The organism is Arcicella aquatica, assembly GCF_034928825.1.
In the GTDB taxonomy this organism is placed as follows: Bacteria; Bacteroidota; Bacteroidia; order Cytophagales; family Spirosomataceae; genus Arcicella; species Arcicella aquatica.
Genome location: NZ_JAYFUL010000023.1, coordinates 36,065 through 57,172, shown reverse-complemented (window position 1 = coordinate 57,172; position 21,108 = coordinate 36,065). Strand labels below are relative to the sequence as shown.

17 protein-coding genes are annotated in these 21,108 nt (G+C 34.8%); 6 read left to right on the top strand and 11 right to left on the bottom strand.

The features are described from left to right. Positions 1–260 precede the first annotated feature (260 nt). On the top strand, positions 261–2,483 hold the full coding sequence (locus tag VB264_RS14460; RefSeq protein ID WP_323250497.1) for a T9SS type B sorting domain-containing protein: 2,223 nt from the start codon (positions 261–263) through the stop codon (positions 2,481–2,483). On the opposite strand, the gene VB264_RS14455 is transcribed toward VB264_RS14460, so the two are convergent. The 8 genes from VB264_RS14455 to VB264_RS14420 form a co-directional block, all read right to left on the bottom strand. Beyond that, positions 2,484–3,410, bottom strand: coding sequence for a ribonuclease Z (locus VB264_RS14455; protein ID WP_323250495.1), 927 nt, complete (start codon positions 3,408–3,410; stop codon positions 2,484–2,486). Positions 3,411–3,518: 108 nt separating this feature from the next. After that, the gene (locus VB264_RS14450; RefSeq protein WP_323250493.1) at positions 3,519–3,944 is read right to left on the bottom strand and encodes an STAS domain-containing protein; all 426 of its coding nucleotides are present in this window, start codon (positions 3,942–3,944) and stop codon (positions 3,519–3,521) included. Between the two features lie 28 nt (positions 3,945–3,972). Then, the gene (locus VB264_RS14445) at positions 3,973–4,914 is read right to left on the bottom strand and encodes a phosphoribosylaminoimidazolesuccinocarboxamide synthase (RefSeq protein ID WP_323250491.1); all 942 of its coding nucleotides are present in this window, start codon (positions 4,912–4,914) and stop codon (positions 3,973–3,975) included. A gap of 86 nt (positions 4,915–5,000) precedes the next feature. Continuing rightward, positions 5,001–6,182 (bottom strand): acetyl-CoA C-acyltransferase, encoded by a 1,182-nt coding sequence (locus tag VB264_RS14440; protein WP_323250489.1) that lies wholly within the window; start codon positions 6,180–6,182, stop codon positions 5,001–5,003. Between the two features lie 11 nt (positions 6,183–6,193). Continuing rightward, positions 6,194–6,886 carry a tetratricopeptide repeat protein gene (locus tag VB264_RS14435; RefSeq protein ID WP_323250487.1) on the bottom strand — a complete coding sequence of 231 codons (693 nt, stop codon included), beginning with the start codon at positions 6,884–6,886 and terminating at the stop codon, positions 6,194–6,196. 106 nt (positions 6,887–6,992) lie between these two features. After that, on the bottom strand, positions 6,993–7,952 hold the full coding sequence (locus tag VB264_RS14430) for a vWA domain-containing protein (protein ID WP_323250485.1): 960 nt from the start codon (positions 7,950–7,952) through the stop codon (positions 6,993–6,995). A 30-nt stretch (positions 7,953–7,982) separates the two neighbouring features. Then, on the bottom strand, positions 7,983–8,750 hold the full coding sequence (locus VB264_RS14425; protein WP_323250484.1) for a CDP-alcohol phosphatidyltransferase family protein: 768 nt from the start codon (positions 8,748–8,750) through the stop codon (positions 7,983–7,985). A gap of 159 nt (positions 8,751–8,909) precedes the next feature. Continuing rightward, a complete protein-coding gene (locus VB264_RS14420; RefSeq protein WP_323250482.1) occupies positions 8,910–9,563 on the bottom strand; it encodes a hypothetical protein in 654 nt (217 codons plus the stop codon). A 193-nt stretch (positions 9,564–9,756) separates the two neighbouring features. Here VB264_RS14420 and VB264_RS14415 point away from each other — a divergent pair, with 193 nt between their 5' ends. The 5 genes from VB264_RS14415 (at position 9,757) to purL (ending at position 16,787) form a co-directional block, all read left to right on the top strand. Next, entirely contained in the window at positions 9,757–10,674 is a 918-nt protein-coding gene (locus VB264_RS14415; RefSeq protein ID WP_323250480.1) for an RluA family pseudouridine synthase, read from the top strand. A gap of 242 nt (positions 10,675–10,916) precedes the next feature. Next, positions 10,917–11,330 carry a hypothetical protein gene (locus tag VB264_RS14410; RefSeq protein WP_323250478.1) on the top strand — a complete coding sequence of 138 codons (414 nt, stop codon included), beginning with the start codon at positions 10,917–10,919 and terminating at the stop codon, positions 11,328–11,330. Between the two features lie 84 nt (positions 11,331–11,414). Next, the gene (locus VB264_RS14405) at positions 11,415–12,233 is read left to right on the top strand and encodes a hypothetical protein (protein WP_323250477.1); all 819 of its coding nucleotides are present in this window, start codon (positions 11,415–11,417) and stop codon (positions 12,231–12,233) included. Positions 12,234–12,386: 153 nt separating this feature from the next. Further along, the gene (locus VB264_RS14400) at positions 12,387–12,827 is read left to right on the top strand and encodes a hypothetical protein (RefSeq protein WP_323250475.1); all 441 of its coding nucleotides are present in this window, start codon (positions 12,387–12,389) and stop codon (positions 12,825–12,827) included. Positions 12,828–13,091: 264 nt separating this feature from the next. Then, complete coding sequence (gene purL, locus VB264_RS14395) at positions 13,092–16,787, top strand: phosphoribosylformylglycinamidine synthase (protein ID WP_323250473.1); 3,696 nt, start codon at positions 13,092–13,094, stop codon at positions 16,785–16,787. Positions 16,788–16,977: 190 nt separating this feature from the next. On the opposite strand, the gene VB264_RS14390 is transcribed toward purL, so the two are convergent. The 3 genes from VB264_RS14390 to groL form a co-directional block, all read right to left on the bottom strand. Next, positions 16,978–17,658: a hypothetical protein gene (locus tag VB264_RS14390; protein ID WP_323250471.1), complete on the bottom strand. Its 681-nt coding sequence runs from the start codon at positions 17,656–17,658 to the stop codon at positions 16,978–16,980. A gap of 172 nt (positions 17,659–17,830) precedes the next feature. After that, positions 17,831–19,084 (bottom strand): ATP-binding cassette domain-containing protein, encoded by a 1,254-nt coding sequence (locus tag VB264_RS14385; protein WP_323250469.1) that lies wholly within the window; start codon positions 19,082–19,084, stop codon positions 17,831–17,833. A gap of 250 nt (positions 19,085–19,334) precedes the next feature. Continuing rightward, entirely contained in the window at positions 19,335–20,963 is a 1,629-nt protein-coding gene (gene groL / locus VB264_RS14380; protein WP_323250467.1) for a chaperonin GroEL, read from the bottom strand. Positions 20,964–21,108: the final 145 nt, after the last annotated feature.

Here is a 21,108-nt window from a genome sequence, read left to right as displayed (position 1 = left end):
AAAGATATTTAATTTTTAACCTATTTCCGAAGTGTCTTTTCTGTTTGTTTAGGCTTTTAATAATAAAAAGCTTTATTATGTATATATTTAAGGTAGCTATAATTCGTTTAGAAGTCATTGACAAACTTATTACAATAATATAACTGAATTTAACAAAAATTGAAGTGATTAAGAACAACCTTTAACACTTTAATGCTGTCAGTAGTATTATAAAATACTTTGTTAATCAATGATTTTGTAAACCTCCTGTTTAAAATAATATGAAAAAAACTATACTCTTAATTATAATTACGCTCTTCTCGTTTTTTCAAGTGCAAGCCACCCATATCGTTGGTGGCGAAGTAGATTTGCAGGTGATTAAAAACCAGCCTAATGTATCGCATAGGGTAAGCCTTAATTTGTATTTTGATGATATCAATGGCAATGCAGGAGCAAAAGACGCAACTATCATTTTAGGCTTTTTTAGAAAAAAAGATAACTTGTACATGGGACGTGCGGAATTATTTATTATCAGCGATAGTTTAATTAGCTATTCTAATCCAAGCTGCGTCGAGAATAATTCTGTCAGAACTCGCCTAATACGCTACAGTAATTTAATATATCTAGACCCTGATGTTTTTGATGATGCTGGGGGGTATTATGTTGCATGGGAGCGTTGTTGTAGGAATAATATTATCACGAATATTCAAAACCCTGAGGCTGCCGGTTCAGTATTCTATTTGGCTTTTCCTGCTCAGAAGCAAAATGGAAATGCATTCACTAATTCATCTCCCAAATTCGGAAAACTCACTGGTGATTATATTTGTAGAGGACGCCCCTTTGTTTTTGAATTTGGCGCTACTGATGCAGATGGAGACAGCCTAGTTTATTCTTTAGTGACGCCCTATAATGGCTATTCAAGCACATTGGCTCCTAAACCAGACTTGCCAACTCCTAGTAGCAATTATCCACTTGTGCGCTGGCAAACTGGTTTTGGTGTTAATAACATGATTCCAGGACCACAGCCTCTGCGAGTAAATGCCAGAACGGGACAACTGACAGTAACGACGGATTTATTAGGGCTATATGTGTTTTGTGTGCTAACAGAAGAATACAGAAATGGCAAGAAGATAGGAGAGGTGCGAAGGGACTTTCAACTAAAGGTAATCGATTGTCCTACGAATAACCCTCCGCAAAGTTTTTTAAGAGAAAAAGGGAAAGGTGTTTTTACAGATGTTACTCAGACCATCACTATTAAGGCAAACGAAAAAAAATGCCTAGATTTTTTAGTGACAGATTTAGATCCGAATCAGACATTAAACTTAAAGATTCAGCCGACTAATTTTACAGGGTCGTTTACATTATCCCCCACATCCATTCGTACAAGTACTTATAAAGATACGTTAAGGGCTGGATTATGTTTTGATGAATGTACAGCTAGTTTTGATGGCAAGCCATTACTCTTTGATGTAATAGCTTCAGATGATGGTTGTCCGCAGCCCCTAATAAGCACCTTAAAAGTAAAGGTAATTATTGAACCAGCTTTGAATAATAAACCCATTATTTCTACAGATTTATTAAATAGAAAGGGAGAAACTGTAGTTAATAGCCTAATGAAATTTAATTTATTTGGGAAAGATATTGATAATGACAATATCACGATTACCGCCAAAGGAAGAGGCTTTAATTTAGCAGATGTTGGAATGAATTTTGGTTCTATTTCTGGATTAGGAACAGTTAGTTCTCCTTTTACTTGGACACCCCCTTGTAGCACCGTTAGGACAACTGATTATATCGTAGATTTCTATATAATTGATAATAGGTGTGGTAGAAATTTAAAGGATAGTATCTCTGTTAATTTAAAGGCTTTACCAATTGATAGCCGACCACCCAACGTTGTGACTTCTTTAGCGAAAAATGAAATTGAAATTATATTGGATGGAACCGATGTTCAGCCTATTAATTTTGATGTTATTTCGCAAGACCCTGATGCTGACCCGATAAAATTGTATGCTGTAGGAAAAGGCTTTGATTTATCGAAAATAGGAGCGGTATGGACTGATAAAAATGGTGTAGCAAAAATAGTTAACCCCTTTGCATGGAAAATAGACTGTAGTTTATTGAATGGGAAAGATCAGGCAAGTTTTGTGATTAATTTTATTACAGAAGATAATTCTTGTAGCCCTAATAGATTTGATACGGTATCTGTGAATATAGTGTTGAAAAGTAAAATAGTTGATTACCAGACTTTTAAGCCAGTAAATGTCTTTACACCCAACGGTGATGGAAAGAATGAATACTTTACCCTGACAGATTTACCTGAGAATAATTGTTTTGAAAAATTTGAATACATCCAAATTTTTAATCGTTGGGGGACGATGATTTATGAATCTAAAGAGAGGGATTTCAAGTGGTCTGGTGGTGAGCACGCTTCCTCAGAATATTATTACCTATTAAAATTCACTAAACGAGAGTTCAAAGGATGGGTCAATCTAATTAGGTGATTATAATTTAATATCCCTTATTTTATGGGTTTCACCTTCTACTGCCAAATAGGTATTGACAAATACCTCACGAGCTTCTGCAAGATGGGTATCCAATTCTTTGTATCGTGAAGAATAATGACCGATAATAAGCTTGCCTACGTGTGCTTTTTGGGCAATCAAGGCAGCTTGTTTGGTCGTAGAATGATTGGTTTGGATGGCCCTCGGTAACAATTCATCAAGGAAAGTAGCTTCATGATACAACAAATCTACATTTTTAATGATGTCAATAATGGCTTCGTTATAAAGTGTATCAGAACAAAATGCATAACTACCACTTTTTAAAGAAGGGATCGTATAGTCTTCATTTTTATATTTTATACTACCATCATCATTCAAAATATCTTCGCCATCTTTCAATCTTTTGATTTGCTCAAAAGTTAAATCTGTGGGTCTGCTAGTCTTAATAATTTTTCTTTTTTTCCTTCTTTCTTGAAACAAGAAACCACAGCAAGGCACCCGATGGATTAAGGGGATAGTAGTAATTTTTACGTGTTCATTCGTAAAAAGTAAGTACGATTTTTCTGTTTGAGTTTCGGTAAAATGTATTTTGAAATTTAAGCGAGTATCAGAATACTTTAATTGGATAGTAATGATTTCTGCTAAGCCTTTCGGTGCAAAAATCCATAAATCTTCTATTCTACGATGCATATTTAGCGTAGATAAAAGTCCGATTAAACCAAAGAAATGATCACCGTGGAGATGGGTAATAAAAATATACTTGAGTTTTGTAGTCCTGATTTTATAGTGAAGTAGCTGATTTTGAGTGCCTTCTCCACAGTCAATCAAATAACCATCCTGCTCAATCTGTAAGTGATGAGCCGTTGGGTTTCTCGCTAAAACGGGTGTGGCAGAGCCTGTGCCTAAAATGGTTAGTTGAAAACTCAAATTATTTGCTGATTGTGTAAATATTGAAATCAATACTAGTTTTATAACTCCAACCTATTGATTTGTATGCAAGAGGTCATTCCTAGAAATGACCTCTTTTTTTTGATGTTAATAATCATCATCTGAACCGCCTTCACTGTATTCACCGTGATCGTATTCATCATCTTCGTCTGATTGGAAATCATTTTCCAATTCATTCAAATATACTGCATCGATTGCTTCTTGAACCGTAGGCATTACGGTTAATTCTTCAATTTTAGCGGCATCTAACTGGTCAATTATTTCATCATTCTTTGTTACGATAATTAATAAGCCTAATTCGTTCAGGCAGATTTTATTGGCTTTACGAATAACAGAAATACCATGACCGTCTAGCTCAATAATTTGATTAAATTCAATAATGATATTACCATAGCCTTCTCTGAAAAGCTGGCGAACGATGTTCTCTAAATCAGTATGATTTTCCTGCGTTAAAGCAGTTTCTTTAAGTTCGATTAGAGCATACTGCTCATTTTTTTCTACCTTAAATTCCATAAATTGTTGTAATTTCTTGTTTTACTTCCTACAAAGACTTTAAATAATTGTTCACATTTTCCTCAACTCTAACCAAAACATCTTCAGAGTCATCTTTAATGAATCTTTTGCCTGTTACTTGTTCAAAAAGTTCAATGTAGCGTTCTGAAACTTGATTTACCCATTCGTCCGTCATTTCAGGAATGACTTGACCATCTTTCCCTTGAAAACCATTCGCAATTAACCATTCACGTACAAATTCTTTAGAAAGTTGCTTTTGGGCTTCATTATTGTTTTGGCGTTCTTCGTAACCTTCGGCATAAAAATAGCGAGAAGAATCTGGTGTGTGAATCTCATCAATTAAAGTGATTTGATTATCCTTTTTCCCAAATTCATATTTAGTATCCACCAAAATTAATTTTTGTTCGGCTGCCATTGCTGTTCCTTTCGCAAACAGGGCAAGGGTATATTTTTCAAGCTGGCTATATTCTTCTTCGGACACTAAGCCTTGGGCTAAAATTTCCTCTCTTGAAATATCCTCATCGTGCCCTTCATGCGCTTTCGTAGTTGGCGTAATAATTGGCGTAGGTAGTTTGTCGTTTTCCTTCAAGCCTTCTGGCAAAGTAACACCGCATAAAGTACGTAAGCCTGATTTATAAGTACGCCAAGCATGACCAGCTAAGTAGCCTCTTACGACCATTTCTACAGGATAAGTTTCACACTTCAAGCCCACACTTACGTTAGGGTCAGGACTTGCCACTAGCCAATTTGGTACTACATCTCTGGTTGCATTCAAAAAGTGTTCTGCAATCTGATTAAGTACTTGTCCTTTAAATGGAATCGCTTTAGGTAAAACTACGTCAAAAGCTGAGATACGGTCTGAGGCAACCATTACCAACAAGTTTTCAAAAGAATATACATCACGTACTTTTCCTTTGTAGAAACCTGTTTGGTTCGGAAAATTAAAATTAGTGTTTTTAATTACTTTCATTATGTTGTTTTGCGTGTTTAATCACGCTTATTTAAAGTCTGTGTCGTTAAATAATTTTTTACAAAATTACCACAAACTTTTAGAGATTACATCCTTTCAATCACAATTGATGAAGCCCCACCGCCACCATTACAGATACCCGCGGCTCCGTATCGTGCATTTTTTTGTTTTAAAATCCAAATCAACGTAGTTACTATTCTGGCACCCGATGCTCCTAGCGGATGTCCTAACGATACAGCACCACCATTAATGTTTACTTTTTTGTGTGGAATATCCAATATTTTTTCGAATGCCAAAGGTACAACTGAAAAAGCTTCATTTACTTCAAAATAGTCAATTTCTTCTTTAATTAAATTAGCCATTTTGATAGCCTTTGGCAGTGCCACTGTTGGCGTAGTAGTAAAGAATTCAGGTTCTTGCTCTGCATCAGCCATTCCGATGATTTTTGCAATCGGTAATAAGCCCAGTTTGTCAGCTTTCTTTTTCGACATTAACACCAATGCCGATGCACCATCACTTAAATTTGAAGAACTCGCAGCCGTTACAGTACCTCTTTTTTCAAAAATAGGTTTTAAATCAGGGATTTTTTCAAATTTAACCTTTTTGTATTCTTCGTCTTCCGTAATAAAAATACTGCCTTGTTTTGTTTTTACTTCTACAGGAATGATTTCGTCTTTGAATAATCCATTTTCTGATGCTTGAGCGGAGCGTTTGTATGAGTCAATAGTGTATCCATCCTGAGCTTCACGACTTATGCCATATTTACGGGCAGTTCTATCTGCAAAAAATCCCATCGCACAGTTTTCATAAGCATCAGTCAATCCATCTTTTTCAAGACCATCTACCAATACTGATGAACCATATTTATAGCCAAATCTTGCATTGGGAACATAAAAAGGTGCATTTGACATACTTTCCATTCCTCCTGCTACTACAATATCAGCTTGCCCAAGCATAATACTTTGTGCAGCCAACATAATAGATTTTGTTCCTGAAGCACACACCTTGTTAATAGTAGTACATCTAGCCTGTGGCGATAAGCCCGCACCCAAAGCCGCTTGACGAGCAGGCGCTTGACCAATATTAGCAGAAACTACATTTCCCATTAATACTTCCTCCACGCTCTCGGGTTTAATCTTTGCTTTTTCAACAGCAGCCTTAATTGCGATACTTCCAAGTTGAGTAGCCGAGAGACTCGATAGTACTCCTCCAAAACTTCCAATCGGTGTTCTTACAGCCGACATAATGTAAACTTCTTGCGTATTCATAAAATTGGTTCTTACCAGTTTTGTTTTGTTATTAATTTATTAGGGTTTTTAGTATTTACTTGGCGTTGCTGAATATATTGGATTTCGCTACTTTTCATAGCATCCAATATGGCCTTAGCTTTATCAACAGTTAAGCCATAATTTTTCAATGTTTTCAGTAGTTCTTGTTGACTTTCATTTTTGGCGACTTCAACATTTTCCTGAGTAGGAGGTTTAGGAGGTATTTTTTGGGTACTTGGCGGCGGAGGCTTAGATGTTGACTCTTGTTTTGGCTTAAATCTTCTTTTCAATAATTCGTAATTAAACCTAGCGATATTATTTTCTGGCATCATCACTAAAGCTTTTTTAAAAAGAGTCAGTGCTTTGGCAGTGTCTTGCTGATTACAGAATATCAAACCCAATTGTACTAACGTAGTAGAAGTAAGTTTGGCTTCTTTTAAACCGCTTAATCGAGCATATATTTGACGCGCAGCTAGCGTGTCTTTAGCCTCAAAAAGAGCGTGTGCATAATTTAACGATACTTCAGGTGGTGTAAAAATAGATTGTTTAGATAAAATAAGATATTGATTTGCCGCTTCACGATAATCTTTTTTTCTAAATGCAATCATTGCTTCGACTTTTGCTCTATTTCTTGTATTTACTTTCGAGAATGAGCCATTGTCAAGTATCCAAAGAAAAATATATAAAACAAATTGATTTAACAAGGTTGATTGATTTTAATAATTTTATGTGATAATAATAGATTAAACTTAATTAATAGCATAAAGTATAATCGGCATTAGTTTTTTAAAAAAGGTATTAACAGAAAAATTATAATTGAAATGTTCTAACAGTAAAGAAAACGTCAATTCCTAGCAAAAATAATGCAATGATTAGAAAATAAAAATATTTATTTACAACAACATTAATTTGCTGATTATTTGAAAAAGTACTTTTTATTTGGCTGATTTCAGTAATTAATGCTGTCAAACTATTAGATATACTGCTTATTTCTAAGTATTTACCTTTGGCTTCATTGGTGATTTTTTTCAACGAAGTATTGTCTAATTTTGTAATAACTATATTCCCATCCTTATCTTTTTTGAAAGAATTTCCATCTTTTATCGTTGTCCCTTTGGTTGTACCGATGCCAACGGAAAAGAAATTGATACCATTTTGTTTAATTTGCCCAATAATGTTTCTGTCATATTCATCCGAAAACTCGCCATCACTCATCAACACTATTGTCTTTGATTTATTCTTTGATTTTGATTTTTGCAATCTATTAAAAGCCATTTCAAGGGCTGGATTAATCAACGAACCTCCACCCATCAATAAATTAGTATTGATTTTGGGTACAAATAGGCTTATTGCATTTTTATCAAAGGTAAGTGGTGATAATAAAAATGGTTCTTCTGAAAAAACAATAATGCCAATTCTGTCATAAGGGAATTGACTAATTACTCTGTTTATTTCAAATTTTGCTTTTTCAACTCTACTAGGTTGTATATCAGTTGCATCCATTGATTTGGAGACATCTACAACGAAAAATATTTCTCTGTTTTCTGCTTTTACGGCTTCATTCAACTCTCCAAATGAAGGATTAAGCAACGCAAGTATCATTAAACCGAAGTAGGCTGATCTTAAAAAAAACTTCAAAATACTTGAACGTGCTGTAGTTTTGAGTCGCCTTGCTATCCAAAAGACACGCCCTAAATAAATTAAGTACAATATAAAAAATATAGCGATAAACCAATATTCAGTTTTGCCTAGCCCTGTGTTTACATTCATTTTATAAGGAAGTAAAAAGATAATTGTCGTTTACCTCACTAGTAATTTTCTGATTAAAATTACAAATAAACCGAAAATACTGTACCAAGCAAAAAAAGGTAAAATCATTTTGGTTAATCCTAAACAAAGCAAACCACAAATTATTAATAATTGAAACCCCAGCCCTAGTAAAGAAAGCAAACTCATAAACCATTTTGGAAACTTCTTTACAGAAAGAGCAGGTTTGTCTAATACATAAACCAATGCATCAAAAACTAAATACAAACACAGAAATGCGATATGTAAAATATTTGTTAACCGCTGACTTTCATAATGATAACTAACAGGTTTCCTAAATTCAAGGATACGGCTAGTTTCATGGTTGTTCAAGCTTCTCCTCAAAATTACATAATAATAGTTATAAATCGAACATTGAAACTCAATCCCAAAGAAAGCCATTAGGAATATTACCTTAGAAGAACTTTCAATAGTAAGAATACTAATTAGAATAAGTAGATTAATAATAAAATCAAAAATTGAATCAAGATACCTACCAATAATGGATGGATGTTTGGTAATTCTAGCAATTTCACCGTCGACAGCATCCAAAATATTTTTGAGCATCAAGAAAATAGCTGCCAAAATATAATGATTGGTCTGGATACAATAAACACAAATGATACCAGCCAATAAGAAAACAAAAGTGACTTGAATTGCATTTACTTTTAAATTCGATAAATGATGAGCTAAAAACGTAGCAATGGGGCGTCCGTAGTCTGAGAAGTCAATAAATTTATCGTCAATCGAAAGCTTAGGCATAATTAATGGGAAAGTACTTATAAAACAATATGGGTAAAATACGCTATTGAATCAATAACTAATTTTTAAACTATTTGTTATAAAAAGTACTAATGCTATATTAGCAAATCCTCCAATAAATATACAAAAAAACTCCGATAATTAAAGCTTTGCTTCGATTTATGCTTTTTCGTAATATGCTAAAGTATTAGCGACATCACTCCATTCTTTGATCTTTTCTTTTTTTAAGTACTCTTCTATCTGAGCAGTTTTATCATTCAGAATAGCCAAAATAGCTTTTTTATCTTTTTTTGCTTTAGCCATCGTGCCATCTGCTTTCAAGATATAATAATAAGTATTATGTAAGAATTTCTTGGTTTTGGTAGCGGAATTATAAAGCTTTTCTTCATACATCACTGCATTTTTATAGCACAGTAATTTAACTTTACCATCATACAATACTTCATAAAAAGTGTTATTTGTTTGGCTATCAACAGCTGGAAATCCTTTTCTGAAAGTAACATTGAAAATGGTAAACTCATCAAATGCATTCGTCACTACAAAAGGTTGGTCATTTCTTAAAAACTCAAGGGCACCCGTAGCAGTATTTAACCTCAGTGCATTGTAGGTAACAGTAGCACCATTTTTTAGTTTTATACTACCAGCAGCCCATTCTTCAGGGAAATAAGGATTCCCTTCTATTTCAACAGAATTGTTTGATAAAACAGGTTTGCCATTAACATCTTGTAGGAAATTACCAGATGCATTTAGACCCTGAGCATTTACCGAAAGTACTTTACAGAGAATGAGTATTACAAAAAGTATTTTTTTCATTGTGTGGTGGAATTTTCAATTGAATAATTAAACTTAACTAAATTATCAATTTGATACAAATATTTAAAACCGACATTTGGGCAATACTTACAACGATAGCTAGATGCTATTATTAGAAATAAGCTCCTAATTTTTGTACCTTTGCAAAACCAAACGATATAGACTTTTGGAAAACAGTAAACAGTTTTAGAAGATGAAAGAAACGGATAGAAGAACAAATGAACGAAATCCAAAAGATACAAAAAAAACAGAACGCCATTTTGAGGTAAGTGAATCAGGAGAATTGTTGACTTTTTTGTTGGACAAGATGCCAAATAAAAGTCGTCATAATATAAAATCTTTTTTAAAAGACAAGCAAGTGTTGGTTGATAATAAAGCCGTAACACAATATAATTATGTACTGAAAGTAGGGCAAATTGTTAATATTAAAAGCTCTAAAGCACCAGAAATACAAAAGTATAAAGGCCTTACTATTATTTATGAAGACCAATATTTAATCATCATTGAAAAACAGGAAGGGTTCCTATCAATTGCCACTGAAAAGCAAAAGCTTTATAATGCTTATAGTACGCTGAGTGACCACGTAAAAAAACAAGACCCAGCGAATAGAATTTTTGTAGTACATCGCCTCGACCGCGAAACGTCTGGTTTGATGATGTTTGCTAAAAGTGAAAGAATACAAAAACTGTTACAAGAATCTTGGAATGAAACTATTCAACAACGTACATATTTAGCTGTTACAGAAGGGATTATTGAATATCCATTGGGTACTATTCGCTCGTATTTAGTAGAAAGCAAGGCATTGACGGTTTATTCTACTTCCAATCCAGCTATTGGAAAAGAAGCTGTTACACATTATGATACCATAAATACTAGTGAATTTAATACGCTAGTAAAAGTGAATTTAGAAACGGGCAGAAAAAATCAAATCAGGGTACACATGAAAGATATCGGGCATCCGATAGTAGGAGATGAAAAATATGGTGCTAAGACCGACCCAATTGGTCGTTTAGGGCTTCATGCTTGGGTATTATCATTTGTACATCCGATTACTGATGAAGAGATGTATTTTGAGACCGAAGTGCCTAAAAAGTTTTTGAGTTTGTTTTAGCGTTTGTATGCTATGGAATAATTGAACATACGAGCGTGAAACTCTTTACCATTTTGAGTATTTAGAGGGGAATTATTTATTTTAGAAAATAAGTAATTCCCCTCTTTTTTTGTTACCAGTATTACATTATGTTTGTGTAAAGCTAATACATGGTTTTGCACCAATAGATTTAACACCAAAAAACGCACTTCCTGATTTGCAATCCGCTATATAAGTTATCAAATAGTTAAACCTCATAAAAAATGAAAATTTCGACAATCACCACCACTCTTCTCGGCTGTCTAACGTTGCTGACTGCTTGCAACAATAGTAAGAATACATCTAATGCTGTTTTTGACAAGTTTGCTCCTACTACCATGGAATACAAAAATGAACTAGCATCAATAGTTAAATCAAATCCTGAAGAACTTCATTATACTTTTAATAAATTCATCGAAAAAGATGGTAAAGAATATCTTGATATTCAAATAAAAGGTGAGGCTTTTGAAGCAACAGGACTTGTATTAGTAAATAGCTGGAATAAGCTTGAAGAAATAAAAAGTACGAATGGACTAGGGTATGATGGAGCAGAATTAAAAGGACTTGAATTAGCTATTATTCCAAGTCCGTCTGGTGCATATTTAGTTTATAAAGACTTGGAGGAAATAGTTGATTAGTTCAGAGTACAAAACAATACGTCAAATAATTGAACAGCACCATTGAGAATAAATAAAATCCCCCCAAAATATTAAAATAGTTTCATGAAACATGTACTCCCAATTATAGTTTTTCTTCTTTTAGTGGTGGCTTGCACCTCTACTACCAAAGACAATAGTAATAGTAAAGTTAAGACCGATACGCTGGCTTCTATTAGCAACGAAATTGAGCTTCCCCAAGAAAAGGTAGATACTATTATTGATCTGAAAGATACAACTTTTCATTTTTCAACTTATAGCGTTAATGTAGAAACTGTTGATAGCTTAGAGATTCCTAATTTGTATAGTGATGCAGCTGTCCGAGAGAATATTTTGAATAATTATGATAATTCCTATAAGGCATTTAAAGGGGTAGAACAGTATCTTGAAAAAACGCAGTCAATGTATTTTAAGCGAAATGGAAAAACTCTGACGCTATCGCTAGCAAATGGGAAAACAAAAGAATTAAAAGATATTTCAAAGGATAATTACGATGATATTCTGTATACTTATGAGCATTTTTTTCCTAATATAAACACCTATTTGGTTAGAGGTCAATTTTATGAAGGCAACTGCTATATGATTATAAATAGAAATACTGGGGAAGAAAAATATACAATAGGCGAAATTTATGCAGACCCTCAAAATCAAAAATTTATTGCTATCAGTGAAGATATGGAAGCAGGATATTCAAGTAATGGTTTACAAATGTTTGAAATAAAGAATGAAAAGTTTATAAAAAAATTTACTATTGAAGGAGGAAGCTGGGGACCAATAGCACTTAAGTGGATTGATAATTCAAGTGTTATTATGAAGGTACATATATGGACAGATGAAGAGGATTATAGTTACCCCACTAAGTTCTTTAAGCTGACGTTTCAATAGTTTCTTCTACTACTGGTCGTAGGTGAACCTACGACCAGCGGCGGTTGTCTTAACTTAAGTTGACGATATTAAGCGTAATACTACATCAAGCTGACCGTAATTAACAAAGTTTAAGTTATGATGATATTTAAGAAAATACTGTTAATATTTATAATGGCTAGTTGCTCTAATGATGAAAAAAATCCAAATGATAATTTTCTTAAAAAGTTCAAAAATGACGATTTTACAAAATTTAGTGGAAATTCATTTTTTGTGAGAGGCTTTGATAAAGGGAACCCTATCGTCTTCGTTTATTCTGACGAGTGTAAACACCCCCTTGTAATAACTGTAAATAGCCAAACGAATACAATTTTAAAAACAAGTAAGCACCTACAAATAGATACTTGTAACATAAATACAACGCAAAAAGAAATGCTTACACTGAGTTTTTTAAAGTACAATATTAATTATTTAGAAGTAGATAAAAATTTAGATGTTTTTATAAATGTAATGTTTGAAGAAAATCCTCCGCAGTTAGCACGTATTACAAATCCAGAGAAGATAAAGGGTAATTGGAAAAAAATTATTGATAATTGGTATGAATTAAGAAAGTAACGAAAAAGGCTTTCCTCTAGTCGTAGGTTCACCTACGACTCCAAAGACAAAAGAGCGTCACGCTCGTCATATAAAAATACTTCACATTGAATTAATCATCCACAACGATTATCAGTTGTATTAATAGCCATCCTTGAATCAACTAAATTTTAGTAGGTATTCTTTCTCAAAACCCCTAAATTTGCACTTTCTTTAGTAATTCAGCTATTTTGTTATCACTTTTTGTGAAAATAGCTGACAAACAACTATCAATCTGCTATCACCATGATTCATTTCTTCGGGAGTCACTCCAGCACAGTTTATGCCGTGCAAACGTATGCCATTATTTCAGATGAGGATATTCAAAAACTCTTTTGGCTTTTCAATAGTAAAAAAGACCATGCTTTTACTGTAGTAAACCAAGAAAATGCTACTTTGGAAGCCGTTTTTGTAGGTCCACGTGCAGCAATGATTACGCCGTGGAGTACCAATGCTGTTGAAATTACTCAGAATATGGGTATCGAAGGGATTATCCGTATTGAAGAGTTTAAAGCAGTTGACGAAGATTTTACGGAATTCGACCCGATGTTGTCGCAAAAATATACGCAATTGCATCAGTCGATATATACGATTAATGTGCAGCCTGAGCCGATTATAGAAATTGATGATATTGCTGTCTATAACAAACAAGAAGGACTAGCTTTAAGCGAAGAAGAAGTAGGGTATCTGAATGGTTTAGCAGAACGTTTAGGTCGTAAATTAACAGACTCGGAAGTATTTGGATTCTCACAAGTAAACTCTGAACACTGTCGCCATAAAATATTCAACGGTACTTTTGTGATTGATGGAGAAGAAAAACCAACTTCGTTATTCAAATTAATTAAGAAAACATCTGAGACTAATCCGAACGACATCGTTTCGGCCTATAAAGATAACGTAGCCTTTATTAAAGGACCGCGTGTTACACAGTTCGCGCCAAAATCAGCGGATAAGCCTGATTTTTACGAAGAAAAAGAATTTGATTCTGTTATTTCTGTAAAAGCAGAAACACATAACTTCCCAACTACTGTAGAGCCTTTCAATGGGGCAGCAACAGGCTCAGGTGGTGAGATTCGTGACCGTTTGGCAGGTGGACAAGGTTCGTTGCCTTTGGCTGGTACAGCGGTTTATATGACTTCGTATTCTCGTTTAGACGAAAATCGTCCTTGGGAAAATGCGATGAACGAACGTGAATGGTTGTACCAAACACCAATGGATATTCTGATTAAAGCTTCAAATGGTGCGTCTGATTTTGGAAATAAATTCGGACAACCATTGATTACAGGTTCTGTGCTTACTTTTGAGCATGAAGAAGAAGCCCGCAAATTAGGCTTTGATAAAGTAATCATGTTGGCTGGTGGTATTGGTTATGGTAAAGAAAGCCAAGCGAAAAAACAAAAGCCAACAATAGGAGATAAAGTAGTGGTATTGGGTGGTGAAAACTACCGCATTGGTATGGGTGGTGCAGCAGTATCTTCAGCAGATACAGGTGCATTTGGCTCAGGTATCGAATTGAATGCTATCCAACGTTCAAACCCAGAAATGCAGAAACGTGCTGCCAATGCTATTAGAGGTTTAGTAGAATCAGAACATAATCCAATCGTTTCTATTCACGACCACGGTGCAGGTGGACACCTAAACTGTTTGTCGGAATTAGTAGAAGAAACAGGAGGATTGATTGACTTAGATAAATTACCAGTAGGCGACCCTACACTTTCGGCAAAAGAAATTATCGGAAACGAATCGCAAGAACGTATGGGCTTGGTGATTGGAGAGAAAGATTTAGAAATTCTTCAAAGAGTAGCCGACCGTGAGCGTTCGCCAATGTACACTGTTGGAGATATTACGGGCAATCATCGCTTTACTTTTGAATCGAAATCGACTGGTGCTAAACCAATGGATTTTGCGATTGATGATATGTTTGGTAGCTCGCCAAAAGTGGTGATGGCAGATAAAAACGTAATACGTAATTACGCAGATTTAGCTTATTCAGAAGCAGAAATTCCTGCTTATCTTGAGCAAGTGTTGCAATTAGAAGCTGTCGCTTGTAAAGATTGGTTGACCAACAAAGTTGACCGTTGTGTAGGCGGACGTGTGGCAAAACAACAATGTACAGGGCCTTTACAATTGCCTTTGAACAATGTTGGAGTAATGGCCTTAGATTTCAAAGGAAAAGAAGGTATTGCAACCACTATTGGTCATTCGCCAGTAACGGCTTTGATTGACCCTGTGGCTGGTTCTCGTAATGCCATCGCTGAGGCATTATCAAACATTGTCTTTGCTCCGTTGAAAGACGGTTTAAAATCAGTTTCGCTTTCGGCTAACTGGATGTGGGCTTGTAAAAACGCAGGGGAAGATGCACGTTTGTATGAAGCCGTAAAAGGTTGTTCTGATTTTGCTATCGAATTAGGAATCAATATTCCAACTGGGAAAGATTCACTTTCGATGAAACAAAAATATCCTAATGATGAAGTAATTGCACCGGGTACGGTGATTATCTCAGCAGGAGCAAATTGTTCAGATATTACCAAAATAGTTGAGCCAGTATTACAAAGAAATGGTGGTGCGATTTACTATTTGAACTTATCGAAAGATAGCTTTAAATTAGGAGGTAGCTCTTTTGGACAAATTTTGAATAAAATTGGTACTGATGTACCAACCATTCAAGATTCGGCTTATTTCAAAACAGCCTTTAATACTTTCCAAGACTTGATTAAAGCGGGTAAAATAGAAGCAGGTCATGATATTGGTAGCGGAGGGTTGATTACTACTTTATTAGAAATGTGTTTTGCAGATGTAAACCTTGGGGCAAATATCGACCTTTCTGGTTTAGGAGAAGCTGATACGGTAAAAACTTTGTTCAACGAAAATATTGCTTTGGTATTCCAAGCAGATGCTTCTGTGGAAGCTGTTTTTGCTGAAAACAATATCAATATCATTAAAATTGGTGAAGTAGTAGAAGGCAATACTTTGGCAGTGAAAAACAATGAAGTATCATTCGATTTCGCTGTGTCTGAATTAAGAGATGTTTGGTACAAAACCTCGTTCTTATTAGACTCAAAACAATCAAAAAATGGTACTGCTTTAGCACGTTATACAAATTACAAAAACCAACCACTAACGTATACGCTACCAACACAATTTACTGGAAAGTTAACTGATAATCGTACGCTTGCTACTCGCCCAAAAGCGGCAATCATTCGTGAGAAAGGTTCAAACTCTGAGCGTGAAATGGCCAATGCCATGTACTTAGCTGGTTTTGACGTAAAAGATGTACACATGACCGACTTAATTGCTGGTCGTGAGACATTAGAAGACATTCAGTTTATTGGTGCAGTAGGAGGGTTTTCTAACTCAGATGTATTAGGTTCTGCAAAAGGTTGGGCTGGTGCTTTCTTATATAACGAAAAAGCCAATACGGCTCTTAAGAAATTCTTTGCGCGAGAAGATACACTTTCAGTAGGGATTTGTAATGGTTGCCAGTTATTTATGGAATTGGAATTGATTAATCCAGACCATGAAGTACACGGCAAAATGCACCACAACGAATCGCATAAACACGAAAGTATTTTTACGTCGGTGACTATCCAGCAAAACAATTCTGTAATGCTTTCTACTTTAGAAGGAACTACTTTAGGCGTTTGGGTATCGCATGGAGAAGGGAAATATGTGTTACCTTACGGAGAAGAGCGTTATAACATAGTAGGTAAATATGGTTATGAAGCCTATCCAGCCAATCCAAACGGTTCAGATTTCAATACAGCCATGATGTGTGATGCCACAGGTCGTCACTTAGTAACCATGCCACACATTGAACGCTCAACTTTTCCTTGGAACTGGGCAAACTATCCAGCTAATCGTAAAAATGACGAAGTAAGCCCTTGGTTAGAGGCATTTGTAAATGCAAGGCTTTGGATTGATGCTAAGAATGAGGTGAAATAAGAATTTGAAATAGGTATAATAAAAAGGAGGCTTTCGGGCTTCCTTTTTTATTATACCTATTTCAGTTTCTTTACAATATGATTAACAATGGTTTTATCTCCTTTATTTAGTGTATTTTTAAAAGTATTAGGATCAATATAATTATTGCTAGAATGGGTTTAATGAGTTTTTTATATAGATTATGCTTATCTTATATATTCATAGCAAGTAAAATTTCATCATCAATTGAATCGAAATTTTGAACATAAGTTGCTAAATCTGTATCAATCCATTTTAGTAAATTATAAATCTCATTTTTTACCTGATTGGCTTCTGTAAAGTCAATATTTGTACCATTAAAGCAAATTGGTTCGTTGTGATAAATTCTATTCCTAAATTCTCTAATTTTAGTTAGTTTTTTAGTGATAATATTCCTATTTATATGTTTAGGTTTGTTATTAAATATCTGAATTACACATCCACCTATAAGTTTGAAGTGATGTGTTTCAAAAAGACTTGTCCAAAAACCAAAAGATTGTTCCGCTATTATTTTTCCTGATGTTACAGTTACTTTTTTATTTGTAATTGTTTTCTGTGCTTTTTCTATTGATTTTTTTAGGTAGAAATTAGATGCCATTAAACTTTTATCGCTCATAAAACCATTTTTTTGATTTATTATCCAATCAGAATCACCAAAATGAGTCGATATACTTATATCAATGCTGTTCCGTAATACTATTTCAAAGAGATTTAATACTGGATAAAAAGATTTTGCAACGTTTAAATTGGCTCCATATAATTCTTCAGCTTTCAGGGCTGAATGATTGGTCGCTTGTAGAAAACGATTGAATCTTGTCGGTGATAGATATTGTTCAAGTTTATTAATATTCATATTTCAAAGGTGGCTTGCATTTTTATAAAGTTAGTATTATATTTACAATGTAATGCTTAATCAAGCCTCTTTCTTAAAGTTAATATTAAGAAACGTAATTAAGTGAAAGACTTAAAGCCCGTCGGTTATCGATGGGCTTTTTTACGTTTAATAAATATATCAAATACTTTAATCACTTCATCACCACCCCACTAGACCCTTCCTCAGAAGGAAATAACTGAAATATATTTCTTGGAAAAAGCCCTTCTTCGGTGCGATGCGAAACGTATAGAATTGTCGTTTCACTTTCGTTGGCAAATTTGTTGATTAAGGAAATAACTAATGAAGCATTATGGTCATCTAAACCAGCGATGGCTTCATCCAAAATCAATAATGGTGGATGTTTTACCATGGCTCTAGCCACCAAAGCCATGCGTTGTTGACCCGCTGAAAGCATAAAGAAAGGTTTCTTCTTGAGCTTATCCATCTCAATCAATGTAAGCCATTGTTTAGCGAGCTTGATTTGCAAATCAGAAGGTTTATTATACAAACCAATCGAATCATAAAAGCCAGACATCAACATTTGTTCTAACGTATGACTAGCAGTAAACAAATCCGTCATGGCAGGAGTAACATAACCAATATTATTTTTAATAGACCAAACTGTTTCACCTGTGCCTTTTCTTCTACCAAAAAGGGTTAAGTCTTGCCCGTATCCTTTTGGATTATCACCCGTAATCATCGATAGCATGGTGGTTTTTCCAGAGCCATTGGGCCCAATTAAATGCCAAAATTCATTCTTATGGATTGTCCAAGTAATGTCTTTTAGGATATGTTTTTCGCCATAACTTACATCTACTTTATTGAACTTAATCAATTCAGGATTGGCTAAATCATAATGCTTGATAGGAGGAGGGATTTCTCCTGAAAAAGAATAAGTCTGTGTATTTCTATATGATTCAAGAAATGTTGGAAGGTGTTCGTGCAAAACCAATTGATTATTTTGCTCGATACTTACCACAGTTTTGATAAATGGTAATAAATCTCTTTCACGATTTACCAATTGTATCAAAGATGTATGGCTACTGATTTCACACAACATTGCTAATAAAGATGCTTGTGCTTCAACGTCTAAATTATCAAAAGGGTTATCTAAAATAAGGTAATCAGGTTTTTGAGAGACTAGAAAATTCAATAATGCTTTCTTCTGCTCACCACTAGACATCGACTTTAAACTTCTGTTCAAGTGTTTTGTCACCACCGTAAATCCATGCCTGTTTTCTTCATCAATGTATTCATTAACTGTAAGGCTTGAAAACAGCATCCCTTCTAATGAATTCAATTCAGCAAAAATATCCTTTGCTTTTTGAGATAATAACTGTTGAATAAATACTTGTTTATTGGCACTGTTTGATAAAAATATTGCCCAATGTTTGGTGATTCCCATAAAATAAACCGCTTGATTTTGAATATTCCTGCAATAAACAAAAACTCCCTCAAAACCATTGGTCTTGAAGGAGCTTTTTTAAGTGTGGGGTGTTGAGTTTCGAATGCGGAATGAAAATATATTATTGATATTTAATTCCATCTTCAAACTCAAATTTCCAAACTAATATTTTTGAGTGTTGAGTTAAAAGTTTAGAATGTAGCGTAAAATATTCAACTCCTCACTCTAAACTCTTAACTCAAAACTGATTTTACATCATTCCACCCATTCCGCCGCCACCACCGTGTGCGTGTGGAGCTTCAGCAGCTGGTTTGTCAGCAATAACACATTCAGTAGTCAATAATAAACCTGCGATAGAAGCAGCGTTTTCTAATGCTAAACGAGTTACTTTAGTAGGGTCGATGATACCCGCAGCAATCATGTCTTCGTATTTGTCTTCACGAGCGTTATAACCGAAGTCACCTTCGCCAGCTTTAACAGCGTTAACAACTACTGAACCTTCACCACCAGCGTTAGCAACGATAGTTCTCAATGGAGACTCAATTGCTTGACGGATAATGTTGATACCAGTTGTTTGGTCTTCGTTGTCACCAGTTAAACCGTCTAATGCTTTGATAGCGCGGATTAAAGCAACACCACCACCAGCTACGATACCTTCTTCAACAGCGGCACGAGTAGCGTGAAGAGCATCGTCAACACGGTCTTTCTTTTCTTTCATTTCTACTTCAGTAGCAGCACCGATGTAAAGAATAGCAACACCACCTGACAATTTAGCCAAACGTTCTTGCAATTTCTCACGGTCGTAATCAGAAGTAGTATTTTCGATTTGCGCTTTGATTTGGTTAACACGAGCTTCGATACCATCTTTCGCACCAACTCCGTTTACAACAGTAGTGTTGTCTTTGTCGATGATGATTTTTTCAGCTTGTCCTAAATATTCAATTGTAGCATTTTCTAATTTGAAACCACGTTCTTCAGAAATTACAGTACCACCTGTTAATACTGCGATATCTTCTAACATAGCCTTACGACGGTCACCGAAACCTGGCGCTTTAACAGCAGCAACTTTCAGCGCACCACGGATTTTGTTAACTACTAAAGTAGCTAAAGCTTCTCCGTCTACATCTTCAGCAATGATTAACAAAGGGCGACCAGTTTGAGCAACTCCTTCTAATACTGGTAATAATTCTTTCATTGAAGATACTTTCTTCTCAGAAATCAAGATGAACGGACGCTCTAATTCAGCTTCCATTTTCTCAGTATTAGTTACGAAATATGGAGATAAATATCCACGGTCGAACTGCATACCTTCTACTGTTTTAACTTCAGTTTCAGTACCACGAGCTTCTTCAACAGTAATAACACCTTCACGACCAACTTTGTCCATCGCGTCAGCAATCATTGTACCGATTGTAGCATCCGAGTTAGCAGAGATAGTAGCAACTTGAGCAATTTGTTGTGAAGTTTCGATTGCTTTTGATTGAGATTTCAACGAAGCAACAACAGCCGTAACAGCTTTGTCAACACCACGTTTCAAATCCATTGGGTTAGCACCCGCAGCAACGTTTTTTGAACCGATAGTGTAGATAGCTTGAGCCAATACAGTAGCAGTAGTAGTACCGTCACCAGCTTGATCAGCAGTTTTAGAAGCTACTTCTTTCACTAACTGAGCACCCATATTTTCAACGGCGTCTTCTAATTCGATTTCTTTCGCTACTGAAACACCATCTTTCGTGATTGAAGGTGAACCAAATTTCTTGTCAATGATTACGTTACGACCTTTTGGTCCTAAAGTTACTTTAACAGCGTTAGCTAAAGTATCGACGCCTCTTTTCAATTTATCTCTAGCGTCTGTGTCAAAAAATAATTCTTTTGCCATTTTTGTTTAGTTATTAGTGATTAGTGATTGGTGAATAGCTAAGAGGAAATTCACAATTACTAATCATAGTCTTTTTCAAAAAATATTTTAATAGTAAATTTTTGAGTTGAAATTGAGGATAAATGATGATAGTGTCTAATCACTA